General features: G+C 66.0%; 19 protein-coding genes and 1 pseudogene. 9 read left to right on the top strand and 11 right to left on the bottom strand.

The genetic code is table 11. The features are described from left to right. On the bottom strand, window positions 1-1,263 hold the full coding sequence (locus tag AC1DX8_RS07530; RefSeq protein WP_477629299.1) for an MFS transporter: 1,263 nt from the start codon (window positions 1,261-1,263) through the stop codon (window positions 1-3). Between the two features lie 387 nt (window positions 1,264-1,650). Between AC1DX8_RS07530 and AC1DX8_RS07535 the strand changes: the two are divergent. Both AC1DX8_RS07535 and AC1DX8_RS07540 read left to right on the top strand, forming a co-directional pair. Continuing rightward, window positions 1,651-2,319, top strand: a pseudogene (locus AC1DX8_RS07535) (alcohol dehydrogenase catalytic domain-containing protein); the annotation flags it as partial. An 88-nt stretch (window positions 2,320-2,407) separates the two neighbouring features. Continuing rightward, window positions 2,408-2,617, top strand: a complete 210-nt coding sequence (locus AC1DX8_RS07540; RefSeq protein ID WP_477629300.1) for a zinc-binding dehydrogenase — start codon at window positions 2,408-2,410, stop codon at window positions 2,615-2,617. A 459-nt stretch (window positions 2,618-3,076) separates the two neighbouring features. On the opposite strand, the gene AC1DX8_RS07545 is transcribed toward AC1DX8_RS07540, so the two are convergent. Beyond that, window positions 3,077-3,478: an ester cyclase gene (locus AC1DX8_RS07545; RefSeq protein ID WP_477629301.1), complete on the bottom strand. Its 402-nt coding sequence runs from the start codon at window positions 3,476-3,478 to the stop codon at window positions 3,077-3,079. 109 nt (window positions 3,479-3,587) lie between these two features. Between AC1DX8_RS07545 and AC1DX8_RS07550 the strand changes: the two genes are divergently transcribed. After that, window positions 3,588-4,124, top strand: coding sequence for a PadR family transcriptional regulator (locus tag AC1DX8_RS07550; RefSeq protein ID WP_477629302.1), 537 nt, complete (start codon window positions 3,588-3,590; stop codon window positions 4,122-4,124). Window positions 4,125-4,563: 439 nt separating this feature from the next. Here AC1DX8_RS07550 and AC1DX8_RS07555 read toward each other — a convergent pair whose 3' ends face one another. Further along, window positions 4,564-5,463 (bottom strand): alpha/beta fold hydrolase, encoded by a 900-nt coding sequence (locus AC1DX8_RS07555; protein ID WP_477629303.1) that lies wholly within the window; start codon window positions 5,461-5,463, stop codon window positions 4,564-4,566. Next, a complete protein-coding gene (locus AC1DX8_RS07560; RefSeq protein ID WP_477629304.1) occupies window positions 5,460-6,404 on the bottom strand; it encodes an alpha/beta fold hydrolase in 945 nt (314 codons plus the stop codon). The genes AC1DX8_RS07555 and AC1DX8_RS07560 overlap by 4 nt, the downstream gene beginning before the upstream one ends. A gap of 325 nt (window positions 6,405-6,729) precedes the next feature. Between AC1DX8_RS07560 and AC1DX8_RS07565 the strand changes: the two genes are divergently transcribed. The 4 genes from AC1DX8_RS07565 to AC1DX8_RS07580 all read left to right on the top strand — a co-directional run bounded on the left by AC1DX8_RS07565 (window position 6,730) and on the right by AC1DX8_RS07580 (window position 10,480). Next, window positions 6,730-7,992: a M20 family metallopeptidase gene (locus AC1DX8_RS07565; RefSeq protein ID WP_477629305.1), complete on the top strand. Its 1,263-nt coding sequence runs from the start codon at window positions 6,730-6,732 to the stop codon at window positions 7,990-7,992. Window positions 7,993-8,071: 79 nt separating this feature from the next. Beyond that, on the top strand, window positions 8,072-8,626 hold the full coding sequence (locus AC1DX8_RS07570) for a VOC family protein (RefSeq protein WP_477629306.1): 555 nt from the start codon (window positions 8,072-8,074) through the stop codon (window positions 8,624-8,626). 163 nt (window positions 8,627-8,789) lie between these two features. After that, entirely contained in the window at window positions 8,790-9,689 is a 900-nt protein-coding gene (locus AC1DX8_RS07575; RefSeq protein ID WP_477629307.1) for an ABC transporter ATP-binding protein, read from the top strand. Continuing rightward, window positions 9,686-10,480 carry an ABC transporter permease gene (locus tag AC1DX8_RS07580; RefSeq protein WP_477629308.1) on the top strand — a complete coding sequence of 265 codons (795 nt, stop codon included), beginning with the start codon at window positions 9,686-9,688 and terminating at the stop codon, window positions 10,478-10,480. Before AC1DX8_RS07575 ends, AC1DX8_RS07580 begins: the two co-directional genes overlap by 4 nt. 110 nt (window positions 10,481-10,590) lie before the next feature. Here the strand turns inward: AC1DX8_RS07580 and AC1DX8_RS07585 are convergent, their stop codons facing one another. The 7 genes from AC1DX8_RS07585 to AC1DX8_RS07615 all read right to left on the bottom strand — a co-directional run bounded on the left by AC1DX8_RS07585 (window position 10,591) and on the right by AC1DX8_RS07615 (window position 17,613). Beyond that, complete coding sequence (locus AC1DX8_RS07585; protein ID WP_477629405.1) at window positions 10,591-12,036, bottom strand: GMC family oxidoreductase; 1,446 nt, start codon at window positions 12,034-12,036, stop codon at window positions 10,591-10,593. Then, a complete protein-coding gene (locus AC1DX8_RS07590) occupies window positions 12,033-12,539 on the bottom strand; it encodes a hypothetical protein (protein ID WP_477629309.1) in 507 nt (168 codons plus the stop codon). Before AC1DX8_RS07590 ends, AC1DX8_RS07585 begins: the two co-directional genes overlap by 4 nt. A 156-nt stretch (window positions 12,540-12,695) precedes the next feature. Next, window positions 12,696-13,664 carry an ABC transporter substrate-binding protein gene (locus tag AC1DX8_RS07595; RefSeq protein ID WP_477629310.1) on the bottom strand — a complete coding sequence of 323 codons (969 nt, stop codon included), beginning with the start codon at window positions 13,662-13,664 and terminating at the stop codon, window positions 12,696-12,698. A 273-nt stretch (window positions 13,665-13,937) separates the two neighbouring features. Continuing rightward, window positions 13,938-14,966 (bottom strand): 4-hydroxy-2-oxovalerate aldolase, encoded by a 1,029-nt coding sequence (dmpG, locus tag AC1DX8_RS07600; protein ID WP_477629311.1) that lies wholly within the window; start codon window positions 14,964-14,966, stop codon window positions 13,938-13,940. Beyond that, the gene (locus AC1DX8_RS07605; RefSeq protein WP_477629312.1) at window positions 14,963-15,922 is read right to left on the bottom strand and encodes an acetaldehyde dehydrogenase (acetylating); all 960 of its coding nucleotides are present in this window, start codon (window positions 15,920-15,922) and stop codon (window positions 14,963-14,965) included. Before AC1DX8_RS07605 ends, dmpG begins: the two co-directional genes overlap by 4 nt. After that, a complete protein-coding gene (locus AC1DX8_RS07610; protein ID WP_477629313.1) occupies window positions 15,919-16,611 on the bottom strand; it encodes a 2-keto-4-pentenoate hydratase in 693 nt (230 codons plus the stop codon). Before AC1DX8_RS07610 ends, AC1DX8_RS07605 begins: the two co-directional genes overlap by 4 nt. A 141-nt stretch (window positions 16,612-16,752) precedes the next feature. Beyond that, window positions 16,753-17,613 (bottom strand): alpha/beta fold hydrolase, encoded by an 861-nt coding sequence (locus AC1DX8_RS07615; protein ID WP_477629314.1) that lies wholly within the window; start codon window positions 17,611-17,613, stop codon window positions 16,753-16,755. A 124-nt stretch (window positions 17,614-17,737) separates the two neighbouring features. Between AC1DX8_RS07615 and AC1DX8_RS07620 the strand changes: the two genes are divergently transcribed. After that, complete coding sequence (locus AC1DX8_RS07620) at window positions 17,738-18,502, top strand: SDR family NAD(P)-dependent oxidoreductase (RefSeq protein WP_477629315.1); 765 nt, start codon at window positions 17,738-17,740, stop codon at window positions 18,500-18,502. Window positions 18,503-18,611: 109 nt separating this feature from the next. Continuing rightward, on the top strand, window positions 18,612-19,814 hold the full coding sequence (locus AC1DX8_RS07625) for an MFS transporter (protein ID WP_477629316.1): 1,203 nt from the start codon (window positions 18,612-18,614) through the stop codon (window positions 19,812-19,814). Window positions 19,815-19,834 lie beyond the last annotated feature (20 nt).

Raw genomic sequence — 19,834 nt, forward strand, 5'->3', positions numbered from 1 at the left:
TCATGCCTTGAGCCCTGCTTCCTTCGCTTCGTGTCGTCGGGTCGCGCCGTTCGATCTGGTGATTTGGGGGACGCATGCTGCCAGGACGGCTCCGATGACACCGGGGATGGCAAACAGGTAGAAGTTCCACGACACGTCAAGGGATGAGGTCAGGATGGCGCCGCCCATGGTTGGGCCCGTTATGGCGCCGACACGGCCGATGGACAGGGCCCACCCGATTCCGGGACCGCGAAGGTGGTCGGGGTAGCGAGTGACGATGAAGGCGTTGGTGAGGACCTGTGAACCGATGAAGCCCAGGCCGCTGACGAACATGAGGACGAATAGCAAGGGGAGCGGCGGTTTCAGGGTCATCAGGAGGAGGGCGGCGGCGCCGGCGAGGAATGAGGTCACGACAACGGGCTTGATGCCAAGCCGTCCAGCGAGGCGTCCCCCGGCGACCATGCCGACGGCGGCTCCAACCCACATCGCCGCGGCTTGGAGCAGGGAGGAGCCAAGGGAGTAGCCGGCCGCTTGCATGATGGTGGGCAGCCACGTGCTGATCCCGAATACGAGCAACAGACCGCAGAAGGAGATGGCCCAGAAGAGCAGCGTCGGCAGCCATACACCGCTGCCGAAGAGGGAGCGCAGACCGCCGACGTCGCCGCGCTGGGTCGTGAGCCCTGCGGTGGATGGGGTGTAGGGGCTTTCGGGAAGTGCCCGCACCGCCAGAGGGAGAAGGACGATGGCGGGAACGGCGCCGGCAGCGTAGATCCACCGCCATGATGCCTCGGGCAGCAGGAAGCTTGCGAGCAGGGCCGAGACGAGGGCGCCTCCTGCATAGCCGGCCATCATCGCGCCCACGTTTCGGGTGCGTCGCTCGGGAGCGGAGAGGTCTGCGATGTATGCGGTCAGGGTAGGCAGGACGATGCCGACGCCGAGGCCGACGACGGTTCGGGCGATGCCGAAAAGGCCGAAGCTGTGCGCGAGGGCGCACGCCAGCATGCCGACCGAAAAAAGTCCGGCTCCGCTGAGCAGGAGCCGTCGGCTTCCTACCCTGCGGATGAGCAGGGCGCAGAGGGCGGCCCCGATGAGCATGCCGATAGCGAGTAGTGATCCGACGTGGCCGGCTGACTGCTTAGTGACGTTCAGATCGGACTTGAGAAGGGAGGGGATGGTGACGCCGTATGAGGCGAGGTCATAGCCCTCCAGGGCAGCAAACGCACCCGCGATGAGGAGAACTGGAAGTTCACGGCGGGATCCGGCGCCATTGCCGGACGGGGTCACAGACATGGAGATTCTCCTGGCGAAGAGTGCGGCTGTATGGAGTTGGGCGCCCTGGCGCGAGCACTTGACACGTACGGTAGATTTCACCTATGCGAAAGTCAATGAATAATAGTGAAATAGTTGTTCATGCCGTGCCGGGCGGACAGGCCGCACGGTCATCCCGCAGGGAGGCCGTCCCGGGCCATGCGGATGGGTGGGCTGAGGAGCCCCGCCCAGTCCACGCCTTAGGTGCAGCGAGGGCTCGATGATTGGCGCGAGGTCGCTGACGTGGCCGTTCACGCAGGGTCTCCCGCCACGGGCTGCGACAGACTTCGCAGCCCTGCTCGGATCGCGCGCATTCCCCGACGCCGCCCGGGACGCCGCAGCGTGAGCGCCGCGACCGACACGATGCGGGCTGTCGTACTGTCTGGCCCAGGCGCGGTCGGCGCCCTGAGGGTGCAACGGATTCCGGTTCCGCAGCCGCGGGACGGGTGGGTACTCATCCGGGTGCGAGCGGCGGGCCTCAACCGGTCCGAACTGCACACCAGACTCGGCCTCGCCGAAGGAGTGACCTTTCCGCGCGTCCTCGGCATCGAGGCGACTGGCGAGGTCGTCGCTGCACCGGGCGGCGAGTTCTCGGTCGGGCAGCAGGTGATGACGATGATGGGCGGGATGGGTCGCACCTTCGACGGCGGATACGCCGAATACACGTGCGTGCCGACTGCCCAGGTGATCCCGTTTCGCAGCGATCTCCCATGGGAGCTCCTGGGGGCCGTCCCGGAGATGCTCCAGACGGCACACGGAAGCCTGACGACTGGACTGGACGCACAACCGGGGCAGACATTGCTCGTGCGTGGAGGCACCTCCTCAGTCGGGATGGCTGCCGCCGTGCTCGCGAAGCGCATGGGGCTCACCGTCATATCGACGACCCGTTCTCAGGCCAAGGCCACGCCCCTACGCGAGATCGGTGTGGACCATGTGGTCATCGACGACGGGCAGATTGCGGCTCAAGTGCGCCAGCTCGTGGCCGATGGGGTGGACGTGGCTCTGGAGCTAGTCGGCGCCCCCGCCCTTCGAGACACGTTGCGGACCCTGAAAGTGCACGGGGTGGGCTGCTTCACGGGGATGCTGAGCAACTCTTGGGTCGTTGACGACTTCTACCCGATTGACTACCTGCCCTCAGGGGTCAGGCTCACCGCGTACTCCGGCGAAGCCGCCGACCTTTCAGCAGGTCCTGCAGGACTACCTCGACGCAGCCGCCAGCGACGTTCGCCTCGTCCCGCTGGACCGGGCCTACCCTCTCGACCGGATCCGTGATGCTCACCACCGCATGGAGCAGAACCTCGCCACCGGCAAGCTGGTCGTGGTCCCATGAGCGTGGCCGGTTGGCGCGAGCGGTGGCGTAACGTGACCTACATGGCTGCCCCGTGGGACAGCCTCGGCATTCTGATCATGACGGCGGCTGATCGCAGGCAGTCAGTCCATGTGCCGACAAGATCAATTGACACAGCCAACCCGGTGGTCGCGAGGTCGTTGAGTCAGCCAGAAACTGAAGGGTCACCGAGCTGAACACGTCGGTCCCGCTGGACTGCGTGATGCAACGATGTTCCCGCCCTTCGTCCAAGGGGAGACGGATAGCGACGTCTGACCGGTTGGGCCGGCGACTCGGACCAGGTTGATGACCAGTCTGGTGCACGCCGTTGACACGCAGTTCGCTGTCGACGACCGCCCTGTCGTCCTTGCCCATGCGGCCGGCCGCGTTTGGTGCGGGCCCTCTGCTACCGCGGGGAACGCACCCCGGCAGCGGCAATCCCGCGCGGCAGAAGACTCGGCGCTATGAGGTTAACGGCGCCGGTAGGGCACCGATCTGCTGCATCACCCCGAGGAGGTCGGGCTGGCCCCGTTCGCCGACGATCCGGCCGTCCGCCAGGTAGTAGAAGTTCATGGCCTGCACCGAGATCTTGTTGCCGCTCGCCGGGATCCCCAAGAATTCACCCTCGTGGGTTCCCTCCATGGTGAACCGTGCGACCACGGTGTCGCCTTCGGTGACCGTCTCTTCCAGCGTCCACTGGACGTCGGGGAAGGCGCTACGCATCATCCCGATGACTTGCATGTACCCATCGGGCCCACGCAGTGGTTCCGGATGGGTTGGCGCGTGGAACACCGCGTCCGGAGAAATGACCTCGCGGGCGAGATCCTCGTTGCCCGTGTTGATGAACTCGACGAAACGGTTCATCACTGACTCGGTGGACTGCGACGGCATGTTGCTGTGCCTCTCCGGAGACGTTTGGGTGAGTACCTGCGAGGCTAACATCGATTCGATGTTCGGGTGCGAAGATGGATTCATGCTGGAACTCGCGATACTCGGCTTCCTCGCCGAAGGGCTCCTGCCCGGACACGAGTTGCGCCGCCGCATCTCACAACTGACTGGCTATACGCGGCCGGTCAGTGACGGCAGCCTGTATCCGGCCCTCAATCGCCTGACCAGGGCCGGCTTGATCGGGCGGCGCTCCGACCCAACTGCCGGGGGGGCCCGATACATGCTCAGCCTGACGGCGGCCGGCCGGACCGAGATGCTTCAGCGCCTGCGCAAGCCCGCCGACCACGAGATCACCGACTTCACCCGGTTCTTCGTCATCCTGGCATTCCTCTCCCACCTGCCCGCCGTGGCCGAACAGCACGCGGTGCTGCGCAGACGGTTGGAGTTCCTGGAGGAACCGGCAAGCTTCTTCTACGACAACGAGCGGCCCCTGCGTGCCGAGGAGATCGCCGACCCCTACCGGCGGGGCATACTGCTCACCGCCCGCGCCACCAGTCGCGCCGAACGGACCTGGCTGCGCGAGACCCTCGAGGATCAGCCGCCCGCATTCGACACCAGATGACCGACGGCAACCCGAATGCGGCCGCCGCTTCCGCGAGCTGACTTTGTCCACCGAGGTAGCCCCATGATTGCCAGGGCTGAACCTGCCGTTGTCGCTGGGTGCAGATACGCCGGCGCAATGACGCCGGCACACAGTCAGGCTGGGACGAACTTCAGGTGCTGCTCACCCTGCACGCTAGTGATCGGGTCGATCTCCTGCTGAAGGAGTTCTACGACACCAGCAGACGCGTCCACCGCGCCCCCTGAACATCGTTGGTCCGAGCTCGGGCGCTTGATCGAATCGCCCATATTGTACTTTCAGGAACGAACGGCTGGACATCGCGCAGGGAAGCAACGCCGCCGTTGACTGACCTTTCATCACCATCTGACGACAGACCCTCAGGGATCCCGGACAGGGCGGCCTGGGGCAATGGTGACACGATGCAAGGTGGACCGGCGGCTTATGAGGCTTCCAAGAAGCCGTTCAGGAGAGCCTCGAATTCTGCTCGGCGCTCGAACGGGACCCACAGGCCCGTCCGTCCGAAGACGTGGACTCTGGCGTCCGGAATCCGGTTGAGGAGAAGGAGGGCGTTGTCGTAGCCCTGGACCACGTTGTTACGGCCCCAAACGATGAGGGTCTTGGCCCGGATGCGGTCCGCCTCTAGCCAAACCGGCTCGTGCACCGCGGTTGCCTTGCCCTCGGGTGCGTGCGCGATGAACTCGGGGTCCATGCTGGCCTCGTAACGCTCCTGAACGATCTCGTCCGTGATGAGGCTTCGGTCGAACACGATCATTTCGAGGTAGTCGCGCATGGTCTCCACTGTCGGGCCAGGCGGGTCGTAGTAGCGACCGATCCGCTTGGAGCCTTCGGAGGGACTGGGGGTAATCAGCGGCATGCCGCCAGCCGAGCTGACGAGCACGAGCCTGTCCACGACCTCGGGACTGTCGATCGCCATACGCAWCGCCACGACGCCGCCCGTTGCTAAGCCGACCACGTGTGCGCGTGCGATGCCCAGCTCCTTCAGGAGGGCCGCGAAGACCGTGGCTCCCAGACGGGCACGTCCCTCGGCCGGCAGATCATGTTTCTGCGAACCGCCGTACCCTGGGAGGTCGACCACGAGCATCCGGAAGCGCTGGGACAGCGTCGGGACATTCGGGCCGAAGTTGCCCCAGCCGAACGCCCCTGGTGCGCCGCCGTGAATGCAGAGCAGGACCGGCCCCTCGCCAACATCGTGATAACGAATCCGGATCCCGCCGGCCTCAATGAACCTCTCGGTGTCGCTTGCCGTGGGCACAGATGCGGTCATCGACGACTCCACCTCCTCAGTGCTCACCTGCGTCTGGGCCATGTTCGTGGTCACAGGCCCACGCGCAGGAAGTTTCCCACCAGCTCGTTGAAGACCGAGCTCTGCTCCCACTGCGGCCAGTGCCCGGCCCCTTCGATCAGGGCGAACCGCGCCGCCGGAATGCGTGCAGCCATCTGCAGACCCGCAGCGGCCGGTCCCGATGGGTCGTCGCTGGTCCAAACCACCAGGGTCTCGGCCTTGATCGCGGCTAGCTCGTCATCGGTGATGAGATTGCGCTGTCTTATCGTCGGGTCCTGAAGGCAGAGGATGTGACGCATGGACTGTGCGAACCCCCGCTGGGAGTAGATCGCCTTCCGAATCGCAACCAGCTCGTCCGTCACACTGGCCGGGTCGGCCATGAGCCATTCCAGGCGCGTGCGGATCCGTTCTTCGCTGGGGTCGTCTGCGGCCGCCTGCGACAGTTCCCTGATCCGGGCCATCACCTCGGGGGCCGACATCGTCCCGCCCGGGGTGTTGAGAACCATCCGCCGGACTCGCCCTGGATGCGCGGCGGCGTACTTGGCGGCGACCCACCCGCCCAGCGACTCACCGCACAGGTGGACAGAGTCGACACCCAAGGAGCTGATCACGCCATCCAGGTGGTCAAGGTAGGTCGGTAGCTCCAGATCGGCTTCTGCCAGGGTGGTGAACCCGTGACCCGGCCAGTCGTAAGCGACCACCATGAACCGCCCGGCGAGGCTTGCGACGTTGCGGCTGTATGCCTCCAGGTGTCCGCCCGTTCCAGGCAGCAGGATCAGTACCTCCTCACCGGCGCCCGCTTCGAGGATCCGCGTGTTCCAGTCGCCGATCTGACGGTGCGTCACGCTGAAATCCGTGCCCAGCAGGGAGCTCCAGATGCCCTTGGCGGGCACTGCCTCCCTCGGGCATTCTCCCGCCGCTGACGCGCCGACCGCGTGTTCCTGTCCAACTTCAAGATTTGCGCTGACTCCCGGCACGACTTCTCCTTAAGGCTGAGGTTTCAGCGACCGTACGCCCTGCGACCGAATTCACGGGACCCAAGTTCCAGACAACGGAACCGGCCGGTCGGCGAGGCATTGCGTGGCAGCGGAACCCCACCTCGGTACCGGCGGCTTAGCACCGGCGCGGGGCAGCCGTCAGGGTCCGCCTGGCAGAACTCTGCGAGCCTTCGCGGCAGGGGGCCGGTCACAATCAATGCATCACCGAACACGGGAGACCAGAGTGACTGAAAGAGTCGATCCGAGCTGGGGCGCGGGCCTGCCGGACCGAATCCGCGACACGTTCGACCGAGCGGCGGCCCTCGTGACGCAGGACCAGATTGCATCGCTTGTCACGGAGTTCGTCAACGTGCCGAGCCCGACAGGCCGAGAGCTGCCCCTGGCCGAGCGCATCGTCCAGCTCATGGAAGAGCGCGGGGTCGAAGGCCATCTGATGCGCATCGATGACGATCAGGCGAACGCGTGGGGCCGGCTGCGGGGCAGCGACACCCAAGGGAGTCGCGTGATGCTCTACGCACCCATCGACACGGTCACCACCGGTGATGCGGCATACGACATGCCGGTTGTGGGATCGATGACTCCTGACCTCGAGACAGCTGCATACCGACCGCGTGATGGTCTGCTCGCCGGACTGGGTGCTTCAAACCCGAAGGGGCACGCGGCCTGCATCCTGGCCGCGGCCGAGGCGATCCGGCGGGCTGACGCCTCCCTTGTGGGCGATGTGCTCATCGCCTTCGGGGCGGGCGGCATGCCCGCCAACGCGCGCCCCGGACCGGGGCGGCGCAATGTCGGTCACGGCGTCGGCGCCTCCTTCCTCATCCAGCAGGGGGTCTGGCCCGACGTTGCGGTGATCGCGAAGCCGGGATGGGCGGTCACATGGGAGGAAGTGGGCGTGACCTGGTTCAACCTCACCGTCCACGGTGCGCACAGCTACGTGGCCGCGCGCCACAGGCTGCCCTACGACAATCCGATCAGGTCTGCGGCCCGCCTCGTCGACGCCCTCGAGGAGTGGTTCCCCCAGTACAGCGCGGCGAACTCCGGCGGCGGGGTCGCTCCTCAGGGTGTCGTCGGCGGAGTCGAGGCTGGCTGGGATCGGACGCCATCCTTCGTCCCGGCCACCGCCGTCGTGCGGCTGGACCTGCGGACACCTCCCGCCATGACTCCGGTGATGGCTGAACGGCAGCTCCGGGCTGCGGTCGAGCGCATCGCGGCCCAGCTCGACATCCGCGTCGATGTGGACATGGTGCTGTCGATACCAGGGGCCGACACGGGCGAGGGTGCGTGGATAAGCCGATCGTCGGTGGCGGCCTGGGAGGCCTTGGAGGGCCGCGCCCACGAACCGGAGCGCTCGCTCAGCGGAATGACCGACGCCAACTTGTTTCGGAGGGCCGGCATTCCGACGGCGCGGGTCGGTATGCCCAAGGTGGTCGAGGGCGATCGCGAGGTTGGATTCGAGTACGGCATGAACTGCGTGGACCTCAACGATGCCGTGAGGTTCACGAGGATGCTCGTCCGCATCGCGCTGGACACGGCGATGCGGTCGAGCGAAGAGATCCGGTCCCTTTGAGACCGGGATCGGGATGAGCTGGTAGCCGAACGCTGGCCACGGTTCCCCCGACCAACCCACTACAGATGGAGAGAACACCATGGCTCACCCGACTCAGATCGCGCATGTCGTCTACGGGACGCATCGCTTCGACGAGATGATCGCCTTCTACCAGACCGTTTTCGGCGACGTCGTGCGGATGAACAACGGGAAGCATGCCTTCCTGTCCTTCGACCATGAGCACCACCGTCATGCCCTAATTAACCTCGGACCCGTCGACGACGCGAACGGCCAGTCGGCGTCTGCCGCCGCTGACTATGCGAAGCGTCCGGGCGTGCGGCACGTGGCTTATGCCTGGGAAGATGTGCCGACCTTGATGTCCGTCTACGAACGGCTGCGCGACGAGGGGATCAAGCCCGTCAAGCACGTCAAGCATGGCCCCTCGCTGTCCCTGTACTACGAGGACCCTGACGGTCATCGGAGCGAGTTCTACGCGGACGTCATGTCGACGGAGGACGCGATCGAGTACATGACCTCACAGGTGTTCGTCGAGGACCCGGTGGGCGACAACTTCGACCCCGAGGAGGTGCTCGCAGTCGTCAGGGCCGGCGAGGACTACACCTCCTATGTTCGACGCCTCCCCGACCCTTCGTGATGGTTCGCAGCGCCTGCGGGGGGTTCCGTCGAACGGAACACCAGGCAAGGCCCCATGAACACCGATCTAGCCTTGTCAAAAGTGGCCGACAGCCGGCAGCTGGCGAGGGCGCCGATCGGGTCCCGCGCACCGCGCGACAACGGCAACCGGAATTGGAGCCGACATGACCCAACAGATCTCCAGCACGAGGGAAAGCACCATGACCACTCTCCGCAACCCCAACGTATCAGCGGCCGCGTCACCGGTGTCGACCCGTGGCGACGAGGAATCTCGGGGCGCTCCCGCATCGGTGCGCAACGTGACGATCGCCTTCGGTGCGTTCACCGCCGTGCAAGACGTGAGCCTCGACGTCCAGCCCGGCGAGTTCGTCTGCCTACTCGGCCCAAGCGGGTGCGGGAAGTCGACGCTGCTCTCCGCGCTTGCTGGCTTCGTCCCGGTGGTCAGCGGTCAGCTCAGAGTCGACGGTCGCTCGCCGGAGAAGGTCGGCGTGGAGCGTGGCCTGGTCTTCCAGTCCACTGACGTCCTGTTCGAATGGCTCACGGTACGTCAGAACATAGGGTTCGGTCCTCGCGTCAGAAAGCTCTCCAAGTCTCGGCAAGCAGAGCTGGTCGAGGAGTATCTCGCCCTGGTGGGCCTGAAGCATGCGGCCGATCGCCTGCCCTCGCAGCTCTCGGGCGGCATGAGGCAGCGTGTGCAGGTAGCCAGGGTCCTCGCGAACGAGCCCAGCATCATCCTGATGGATGAGCCTTTCGGCGCACTGGACGCCCAGACCCGGGAGGTCATGCAGACCGAGATCGAGCGCATCTGGCGTGACCGCGGATGCACCGTGGTGTTCGTGACACACGACATCGAGGAGGCAATCCGACTCGCCGACCGCATCGTGGTTATGACGGCCGGTCCTGCTGCTGGCATCAAGTCGGTGCGTGAAGTGCATCTTCCCCGGCCGCGCCAGCTCGACGACCCCGATGCCATCGCGTTGCGCAGGGACCTACAGCAGGAGATCAGCAAGGAAGTCAGCAAGTCGCTGCGGGCGCAAGGCGCCGACGAGGAGGTACTGGCATGACCGCCGTTGTTGTCCGGGAGACGCGAAGAGTCTCCGTCAGAGGCGTCTCGCGAATCGGCCTCGTGATCCTGTCGCTGTTGCTGGGATTGGCGCTCTGGCAGCTCTGCGCCATGGCTTACGGTCCGTTGCTTGTGGCCTCCCCCAAGGAGACGGCCCTGGCGGCCGCTGAGCTCGCAAGCAGCGGGACCCTGTTGCAGGCCGCTCTCGTATCCCTGCGCCGCATCGGTATCGGGTGGGGGCTCGGGCTTGTGGTCGGTGCGCCACTCGGGATCCTCATGGGCCGGATCAAGATCCTTCGCCTCATGCTCGACCCGTTCATCGAGTTCTTCCGCTTCATCCCGCCCATCGCGTTCGTGACTCTTGCCATCGTGTGGTTCGGGATCGGTGAGACGTCGAAGGTGATCCTCATCTTCTACACCGGCGTCTTCATCGTGACCCTCAACACCATCGCCGGCGTGGCCTCGATCCCTGACTCGCGGCTGCGGGCAGCAGAGAGCCTCGGCGCGACCCGCCAGCAGGTGCTGACCCGGATCGTGCTTCCCTCGACCGTCCCGCATCTGGTGACGGGGGCGCGCCTGTCGCTCGCCAACTGTTTTCTCACGATCGTCTCGGCCGAGATCGTGTCCGCCGACACTGGACTCGGCGCGCTTCTGTGGCAGGCCCGCAACTTCGGCCGCATCAACTGGATCTTCGTGGGGATCGTTGCCCTCGGCATCCTCGGCTTCCTCTGTGACCGCGTCATCCGCCTACTCTCCACGGCTCTCCTGCGCCGGTTCGGACTCCGCTTCTGACGAGCAACTTCAGTCCGGCCGGCCCCTGAGGCCCGAAGCGCCCCTCCTACCGTGAGTAGGAGGGGCGCTTTCGCCGACACCTGTGGGTCGTGGTGTCCCTGCCGAACAGCTCAGGTGACGTCCTCCACCAGGCACTCGGCCAGTTTCGTGGCGAGCATCAGGATGGGTAGGTGCGGGTTGGCAGTAGGGACGACAGGCATGGCTGAGGCGTCCATGACCCAGCAGCTCTCCCAGCCGATGACTCTCCCCCGACCATCGACGACCGCATACGGATCATCCGCCTTGCCCATGCGGGCGGTCCCACCCGCGTGCGATCCCGAGAGTGATCTCGCGACCCATGACTCATAGAAGTCCTCGTCCCTGAGGCGGTCGACAGGCGTACCCCTGTCTTCGACGCAGGCCTCGGACACCATCCTCCTGAAAGGCTCGGTCTTGAGCAGTCCTAACGCTAGGTCGACGCCTTCGCGCATGGCTGCGCGGTCGCGGGCTGTCGTCAGCATCCGCTGGTCGACACGCGGCGGCTGACACCCGTCGGGGGACGAAAGCTCCACTGTGCCAGCGGACTCTGCGGCCATGAGCTCGATGATGACCCGCCCGTCGAAGCCTTCGGCCATCCCGGCCGGCAACCCGTGGACCGGAAGGAGGTGTAGATCGCTCTGTCCATACGTCGAGGAGACCCGCAGGCCGGCTCCGATGGTGGGCTTTGCCCGGTCGACGTGCCGAAACTTCTCGTGAAGCCTGAGAAGAATGGTCGCCGAGGGGTGGTCCAGCAGATTGGAGCCGACGCCCGGACGCCTCGAGCCGCTGCGAAGGAGAATGGCGGGCGTCTCCAACGCCCCAGCACAGAGAACGACGAGGTCCGCGTCGATCTGGGAGCCGTCGACGAGCCGGACCCCCGTGGCTGCTCCATCGCGAACCAGGACGCGATCGACCCGTGCGCCTGGGCGGACGTCAAGGCGCCCCGACCGCATGGCCGGGCTCAGGTATCGCTCGCGGCTGGAGTGCCTGCGCCCCTGAGAAGCATTCAGCCACAGTCGACCAGCGCCGTCGTGCGCACCGAGCAGATCGACGTCGTTGGCGAGCCCCAGCTCGGGGGCGGCCGACAACACCGCACGGTCGAGTGGTGTCAAAGATGCGCTCGGCGTCAGGGTGAGGTCGCGCTCCAGCTTTTCGAATACGGGTCCGACCGCTTCCCAGGACCAGTCGGACAGCCCGAACTCCGAAGCCCACCGGTCGTAGTCAGCTGGAAGTCCCGGCATCGCGATCATCGCGTTCAGCAACGCCGTGCCTCCCAAGCCTCGCCCGCGCCGGTACTGGCGGGGCAGGTCGGTAACATGTCGCCGGACCATAAGGTCCGGCACGAAGGCTTCGGTCGCCTCGAGGGCGTCAAGCCAGTTCCAGGACGCCAGCTTTGCGTTGACGCTCTCGTGTGAATGGTCGGGACCGTCTTCCAGAAGCACCACGCTGAGATGAGGCTCCTCGCTCAGGCGAGCGGCCACCAGGCACCCGGCGCTTCCAGCACCGACGATGACGACTCGACGCGTCCGTGACGTCATGGTGTGGGGTTTCGCCACGTGTCCGCGACGCTGCCGCTGGCCAGCGTCGTTGCCGCACCGACCAGCTCCGCGGCCTCGGTGAGGAGCTCTCCCTGCGCGCTCAGGAATGCCTCGCGAGCCTGCTTGGTACGCCACCGTTCGACGACCACGAGCCCGTCGGTCTTGTGGTCGTCGGGCAGCACCACCGACGTCGTCAGGAAGCCTTCTGTGACTGCCAGGTGCGGCTGCAACCGCCGGCGGCGCCACTCGAGGTAACTGTCGCGACGCTCGAGGGCAACGTCCAGGTGGTAGATGTGCTGGTAGGGCATCGAGCGGACCGCTGGTGGGCGAGGCCGGCTCTCAGACAGCAAGCGAGGCCCCATGGCCCAGGCCTGCCGGTCGAGATCGGTGAAGAGGACATGAATGCCGTCTGCGGAGACCGCAGCGAACTCGGCGACCACGTCGACGATCCCTCGCGCGATGAACGCCTTCACGGTCTCGTCACGGCCTGCGGTGAGACTCACGCTAACGATGGGCACGGTGGCTCCTTGGGTGGCTGGACTCCGGCGAACCAGAGGCCGAGTGAAAAGGCACCTGGGCCGAGACGAGAAGTCTTGGCCCAGGTGCTCAGGACTGGCCTGAATTCAATTGTTTAAATGTGGAGAATGTCGCCGATCGGCTTACTTGACGTGCTGCGGATACCAGCCCTTGAGGATCTGCGAATCGGCAGGGCCAGCCTTGATCTTTCCTTGGCTCATGAAGAATGCAGTGGCCGCCTTCACCTGCTCGGCGTCCTTTTCATTAAAGTCGCGGAAGGTGAAGTCGGTGCTCTTGAGCACCTTGAGCGCCTGCTCCGGGGGCATTCCCAGCTTCTTTGACACCAGCGCTGCCGCCTCGTCAGGGTGTGCCTGCACGTACTTGCTCGCGTCGTTCAGCGCACCGAACACGCCGGCGGCCTCTTCCTGGTGCTTCGCGAGCCACTTGCTCGAGGTCGTCAGCCACAGGGCGTAGTAGGCGCCGTAGTCGCCGATGTCGCCTACGATTTTTCCACCCGCCTGGCTGACGATGCGGTCGGCCCAGGGCTGGATGGCGACAGTGGCATCTGCATCACCGCGGTTGATGATCGCAGGGATGTCGGGAAAGGCCGCCGTGACGAAGTGGATGCTCTTCGGGTCGATGCCCTGGCTCTTGAGGTACTTGTCCGTCATGTAGGCCGCCGAGCCAGGCACCACCGCCATGGTCTTGATGTCCGACGCCGACTTGACCTTCTTGCTGAAGACCGTGAAGAAGTTGGTGTCCGACTGCCCGACCACGCCGAGGGCGGCAAGGTCCGGATTGGAGCCCAGGTTGGCCACCGAGGTCAGGTCGGTGCCGTAGGCGAAGTCGGCCTGACCGCCGGAGACGGCCTGGATCATTGACGGCCCACCCTCGGTCTGGACCAGCTTGGCGTCGACCCCGTGCTTCTTGAAGTAGCCCTGGTCCTGCGCAACGAAGACGAGCGCGTAGGTCGGGTCGAGTCCCACGGCGAGTCGGGCCGGCTTCAGGGAGGCCGCCGTGGCGCTCGGCTGCTCGGCGCCACACGCGCCGGAGAGCAGGACTGACGCGATAAGCGCGCCGGAAAGCGCCGTCGCCTTAATCGTCTTAAGCATGTGTACTCCTGTGAATTCCGATGCCGCACGTTGCAGCTCTCGTCGCGCGGTGGCGCACCAATGGATGTGTTGTCTGCCCTGCGTATTGTGTTCGGGTTTTCGCCCGGTCGTTTGTGAAAAAGACCTTCACAATGTGGTTAGCGTAAGTGCGCCTCGGGCCCCATTGGGCGGCGAGTTTCGCGTACCGGAACAACTTCCTGCGTGAAATCTGGCGGCTAGGAAACTCGCGAGGGAACCTCCCGGCGTGAACCATCCTGCGCGGATCGCGACACCTCATGACACCTCCGCCTGGGGGCGGCCTGCGCGGGCCAGATCGAGAGCGATGTCGACGAGCTGGTCCTCCTGGCCGCCGACAAGGGCCCGGGCACCAGCCTCTTTCAGGATGTCGCGTGCCTTCACTCCGTGACGCTGCGCCTGACGCTCCGCATGTCGCAGGAAGCTGGAATAGACACCCGTGTATCCGAGGGTGAGCGTGTCGCGGTCGACCTGGATCGGCCGGTCGATGAGCGGCCTGACGACGTCGTCGGCTGCGTCCTCGAGCGCGTCGAGGTCGGCGGGGTGGTCCCAACCGAGCAGGGAGGCAACGGCCACGAGCGGCTCGATGGGACAGTTCCCGGCGCCGGCGCCCAGCCCTGCAAGAGACGCATCGATTCTGAAGGCTCCCGCCTCGACAGCGGCGACGCTGTTGGCAACCGCCAGGCTGAGGTTCTGGTGTGCGTGGATACCGATCTGCGTCTCGTCCGAGAGCGCGGCGCGGAAGGCTACGACTCGAGCCTTGACTTCGCCGGTCGTCAGCCTGCCACCTGAGTCAGTGACGTAGACGCAGTGTGCGCCATAGCTCTCCATGAGCTTGGCCTGCCGTGACAGCTCCTCCGGTCCGCTCATGTGACTCATCATGAGGAAGCCCGCAACGTCGAGGCCCAGTTCGCGCGCATAGGTGATGTGCTGCGCAGCCACGTCCGCTTCCGTGCAGTGGGTGGCGATCCTGATCGACCGCACACCGAGCTCCGCAGCGTGACGAATGTCCTCGATGGTGCCAATCCCCGGGAGCAGAAGGGTCGTCAACGTTGCGCGGCGAATGACCGCGTTGGCGGCTTCCAGCCAGTCCCAGTCAGTGTGGCTTCCGAATCCGTACGTGATGCTGCCGCCGCCCAGACCGTCACCGTGTGCCACCTCGATCGCATCCACCCCGGCAGAGTCCAACGCCGAGACGACTCGCTGGAGGTCGCTGAGGCCGAGACGGTGGCGAAGCGCGTGCATGCCGTCGCGGAGCGTCACATCCTGCAGGTAGAACGTGTTCACGATGCCTCCTCTCCGGCGGCCGGCCCGCCTCTTGTTGTGGCCAGCGAGGCGAGTTCTTCGGCAACCTGCACCGCCGCAGCGGTCATGATGTCGAGGTTCCCCGCGTATGCCGGCAGGTAGTGGGCGGCGCCCTCGACCTGCATCAGCACCGTGACGACATGCGTCCCCGCTTCCGGATCCGGCGCAAGGGCTCTCATCGGGTCGTCGGAGGTGACGGGGGTGAACTGCACTTCCTGCGTGCGCCGGTATCCGGGCACGAATTGCGCCACGCGCGAGATCATCGCGTCGATCGAGGCGGAGACCTCGGCGTGGTGATCGGGTCCGATCAGGCAGGCAACCGTGTCGCGCATGATGACGGGCGGCTCCGCAGGGTTGAGGACGATGATCGCCTTGGCTCTCGCCGCGCCACCGACCCGTTCGAGCGCCTCGGCCGTCGTTTCGGTGAACTCGTCAATGTTTGCCCGCGTACCGGGCCCCGCGGACCGGGACGCAATTGACGCCACGATCTCTGCGTAGAAGACCTCTGTGACCGCACTGATCGCGGCAACAATGGGGATCGTCGCCTGACCTCCGCAGGTCACCATGTTGATGTTCGGCGAAGCGGCGTGCTCGCGGAGGTTGACGGTGGGCGCCACGAACGGCCCGATCGCGGCCGGCGTCAGGTCGATCATCACCTTGTCGTAGGGCGCCAGCAGCGCCGCGTTGGCGCGATGAGCCTTGGCGGACGTCGCATCGAAGATCACGTCGATCTCGTGGAAGTTCTCGAGACCGATCAGGCCCTCGACTCCGTTGGAAGTCACCGGTATCCCCAGGCTCGCGGCGCGGCGGAGGCCGTCCGAGTCGGGGTCGATGCCCACCATGGCGGCAAGCTCCAGAGTGCCTCGTCCTCTGAGGATCTTGAACATGAGGTCTGTTCCGATGTTGCCGGAACCGACGATGGCCACCTTCGTCGTCATCGCCCTGCTCCGACGAACTCGACTGACACGCTGCCCAGGTCGGTCAGCTCGGCGCAGACGAGCTCACCCGCCGCCACCGAATGCATTGGTCCCAGCGCCCCGGACAGGACGATCTCGCCCGCCCTCAAGGGGTCGCCCAGGTCTCTTGCCGTCTTGGCCAACCAGACAACGGCGTTCAACGGATCACCGAGGCAGGCGCTGCCGTCACCCTGCGAGACAACACGGTCGTTGGCAGTCATGGTCATCTGCACGCCCTTGGCGTCGAAGTCGTGGAGCGAGAGTGTGTGGTCGCCGAGCACGAACCGTCCGGAGGAGCCGTTGTCGGCGACGGTGTCCACGATCGAGATGTCCCAGTCCTCGATGCGGCTGTCGACGATCTCCAGAGCAGCCGAGGCGTGTGAAAGCGCGGCGATCACCACGTCGCGGTCCATCTCTACGGCGTCCAGATCGGAAGCCAGCACAAAGGCGACCTCGGCCTCGACTCGCGGCTGGATCATCTCGTCCACCACGACGATGCCGTGCTGAGCGACCTGCATGTCGTCAAGCAGCACACCGAAGTCCGGCTGGTCGACTCCGAGCTGCTGCTGGACCGCTGGTGAGGTCAGGCCGATCTTGCGGCCGACCCTACGGGCTCCGCCCGCAATCATGCTGCCCACGAGCCGGCGCTGCACGTCATACGCGTCGTTCACGTCAAGACCGTTCGCGTGGTGGCGAATGGGCGGGATGGGTCGGGCGTCGCGAGCTGCCTCGCTGAGCGCTTGCGCGATGCGGTTCGCATCGCCTTCTGTCATCGGCACGATGGGCTCTCCATATCGTTTTCGGATGGAACGTCAGTTCTGGCGGCCGAGGAAGCTCTGCACCACGGCGACGTAGTCCTCGGGGCGCTCCTCCTGGAGATGGTGGGAGGCGTGGTCCATGACATGGAGGCTTCCGCTGGGTACCAAGCGCGCAAGCATGAGCGCGTACTCCGGCTTTAGGAAGGCGTCCTGCATGCCCCACAAGAACAGGACGGGGGCCTGGATCATGCCCAGTTCGACAGTGAGATCCTGCCATTCACCCCGGGGGTTGGCCGACGTCGCCAGGGCGATCTCCTCGGCGTACAGGCTGTTCCTCCACCGCAGCTCCACGGTCTCCTCGGGCACCCGCGAGGCGTCATACCACTCCAGCGACCCGATCAGCTCCCGCATCTTCGCCTTCGTCGGCCCTTCGCCCCCGTAGTAGCGGTCGCGGGCCGAACGGAACGACCGCACTCGCACGTCGCGACCAGTCTCGGGGAGTGCCACAGAGGCCTCGCCTTCGAACACGGGCATGCTGCCGGTGACCACCACGGCTCGCGCTCGGTCGGGGTACGTCGCCGCGAGGTGGAGGGCAATCGTGCCGCCCCACGAGTTGCAGACGAAGTCGGCACGATCGATCCCGAGCTCGTCGAGCAGATCGACCATCTTCCTGGAGTGGTGGTCCCACATCGGGCCCTGGATCTCGGACATGTCGGATCCGCCGTACTGCAGGAGGTCAACCAAGACCACCCGGTGGTGCGCTGCGAACAGCTCTGCGACCGGTCCGAAGTCGGTCCAGGCGGTGCAGCCGGGTCCGCCACCGTGCAGCAGCAGCAGCGGCGTGCCAGTGCCCAGCTCCGCCACCGAGAAGGTGGTACCACCAGCACTGACCAGTCGGCTTGAGGGTTGCTTCATGTGCCCATTCACAGGCAAACGCCGCCGCGAGCACAACATGAGATCCGCGTGGCAGAACTTTCTCAGGCGGTCCACCGCTCGACCCCGCAGAATCAACCAACCACTGACCACACAGGAGACTCGAGTGAGGGACAACATGAGCGAGTTCGGCGCGGGGCCGGTACTCGTCACCGGAGGCAACAGCGGCATCGGCCTGGGAGTCGCCGAGGCGGTCGCTGCGACAGGTCGACCGGTCGCGATCGTTGGCAGGTCCGCCGATAAGTGCGCTGCTGCCGCTGAGCAGGTCAGCCGCGGCGGCTCGCGAGACGTCGTAGCCATTGCGGCGGACGTCACGAGCCCGGAGCAACTCGATCGCGCCGTCCAGGACGTCACTGCACGGTGGGGGACGATCGAGGGGCTCGTCACGGCCGCCGGGGTGCTCCTTCCCGGAGGACTCCAGGAGGTCGATCTCGCTGACTTCCGGAACGCGTTCGAGGCCAATGTCCTGGGCACGTGGCTGGCCGTGCGCACGGTCACGCCGGGGATGGTGGACGTGGGGTTCGGCAGGATCGTGACCATCGGTTCGGTCCTGGCGACAGTAGGCGCCCCGCAGCGCGCCGCCTACGCGGCGACCAAGGGGGCGGTCACGGCAATGACGCGTTCATTGGCGCTCGAGCTCGCAGGCTCCGGCGTCACGATCAACTGCATCTCGCCAGGCCCCGTGCGGAGTGCGATGAACGCCGCTTCGGCCGGGAGCGAGGCCCAGCGAGCTTTCACCGCCAAGATCCCCCTCGGCAGGTGGGGCACCCCCGACGAGATCGCCCACATGGTCGTCCCGCTGCTCGGCGCCGGAGCGGGCTTCACCACGGGCTCCGTCGTGCATGTGGACGGTGGCTACACCAGTCAGTAGCGAGGACAAGGGCGGTCGCAAGGAGGGAAGCCGTCCGGAGGCCATCCCACCCACTCACCCCGAGTCAGCAAGCACATCCTTGGAGCCGGACGACGTGAGCAGCCGCGCGATGATCAGGACCTCTGCCTCGGCAGGCGGCTCCCCCAGTGATCGCTCCCGGGTGCTCGCGGCAGTCTGCGCGATGATCTCAGTGGCAGCCCCTCCCTTCCTCGTTGCTGTCCTCGCCGTTCAGCTCGACGACCAACTCGCATTCAGCACTACGGAACTGGGGGTGGGGATCGGGGGGTACTTCCTCGTGTCGGCTGTCACGTCGCCGGTCATGGGTCGCGCTGTCTCCCACTGGGGTGCGGGACGTCTCCTCCGACTGGCCTGTGCCATCGCCTCCCTCGGCCTGCTCATCATCGCCATGGCGCCGAACGCGACAACCATCGTGGTCGTGCTCGCCCTACTCGGTGTCCCGAACGCTGCCGCGCAGCCGTCGGCGACGCACGTGATTACCGGCGTTGCCGGTATACGAGCTCAGGCGTTGTCGTTCGGGCTCGTGCAGGCCTCCGTCCCAGGGACCACACTGTTGGCCGGCCTGGTGCTCGCAGCCTTCCATGGCGCATCGTGGCGCCTCGCCGTCACGGCAGTGGCCGGCGTGACCGTGCTCGCCCAGTTCGCTGTGAGAGGCGTGCCGCTCGCCGACGACCAGCCAGCGCCCACGAGTGCGCCGCYGGGGCTGGTCCCCGTGAGAGAGGTCGGGGTGCCCCGTGCCAAGGCGCGGCACTTCATCGGTTTGATGGCACTGGGTGGGTTCTTCCTCTCCTTCGCAGCACAGTGCCTGCCCTCTTTCCTCGTCCTGACCGGCACCCGCACGGGGATGCATGCCACCGCCGTCGGAGCTGTACAGATCGGTGCCAGCGTGGTCTCCATCGGCGCCCGCATCGCTGTTGTGGCCCGTGCCGGGCGCTCGGCGGGCGCGCGGGATGTCACCGGCCTCGGTGCCCTTGCCGTGGCAGGGACTCTGGGGTTTGCGCTCCTGGCCATGAGTGACGCCGCGGCATTCGTGGTCGGCGCTGTGGTCGCGTATGGGTGTGGCTGGGGCTGGAGCGCCTTGTTCAACTTCAGCGTCGCCCGCGCTCGCCCAGGAAGCGCGGCGGCGTCGGCTGGAGTGACGCAGGCCGGGGTGTTCTTCGGTGGTTCCACCGGGCCGATCGTCTTCGCGTCGGTCGTCACCATCTGGAACGTGCAGATCGCCTGGTCGAGCGCGGCCGTCTCATCGGCCCTGGCGGCATGCTGCCTGTTTGCGGCGCGGCTTCAGTGGCGGTGACCGACTGGCGGGGCGGTACG

It is taken from the genome of Pedococcus sp. P2_A3 (genome assembly GCF_056405035.1).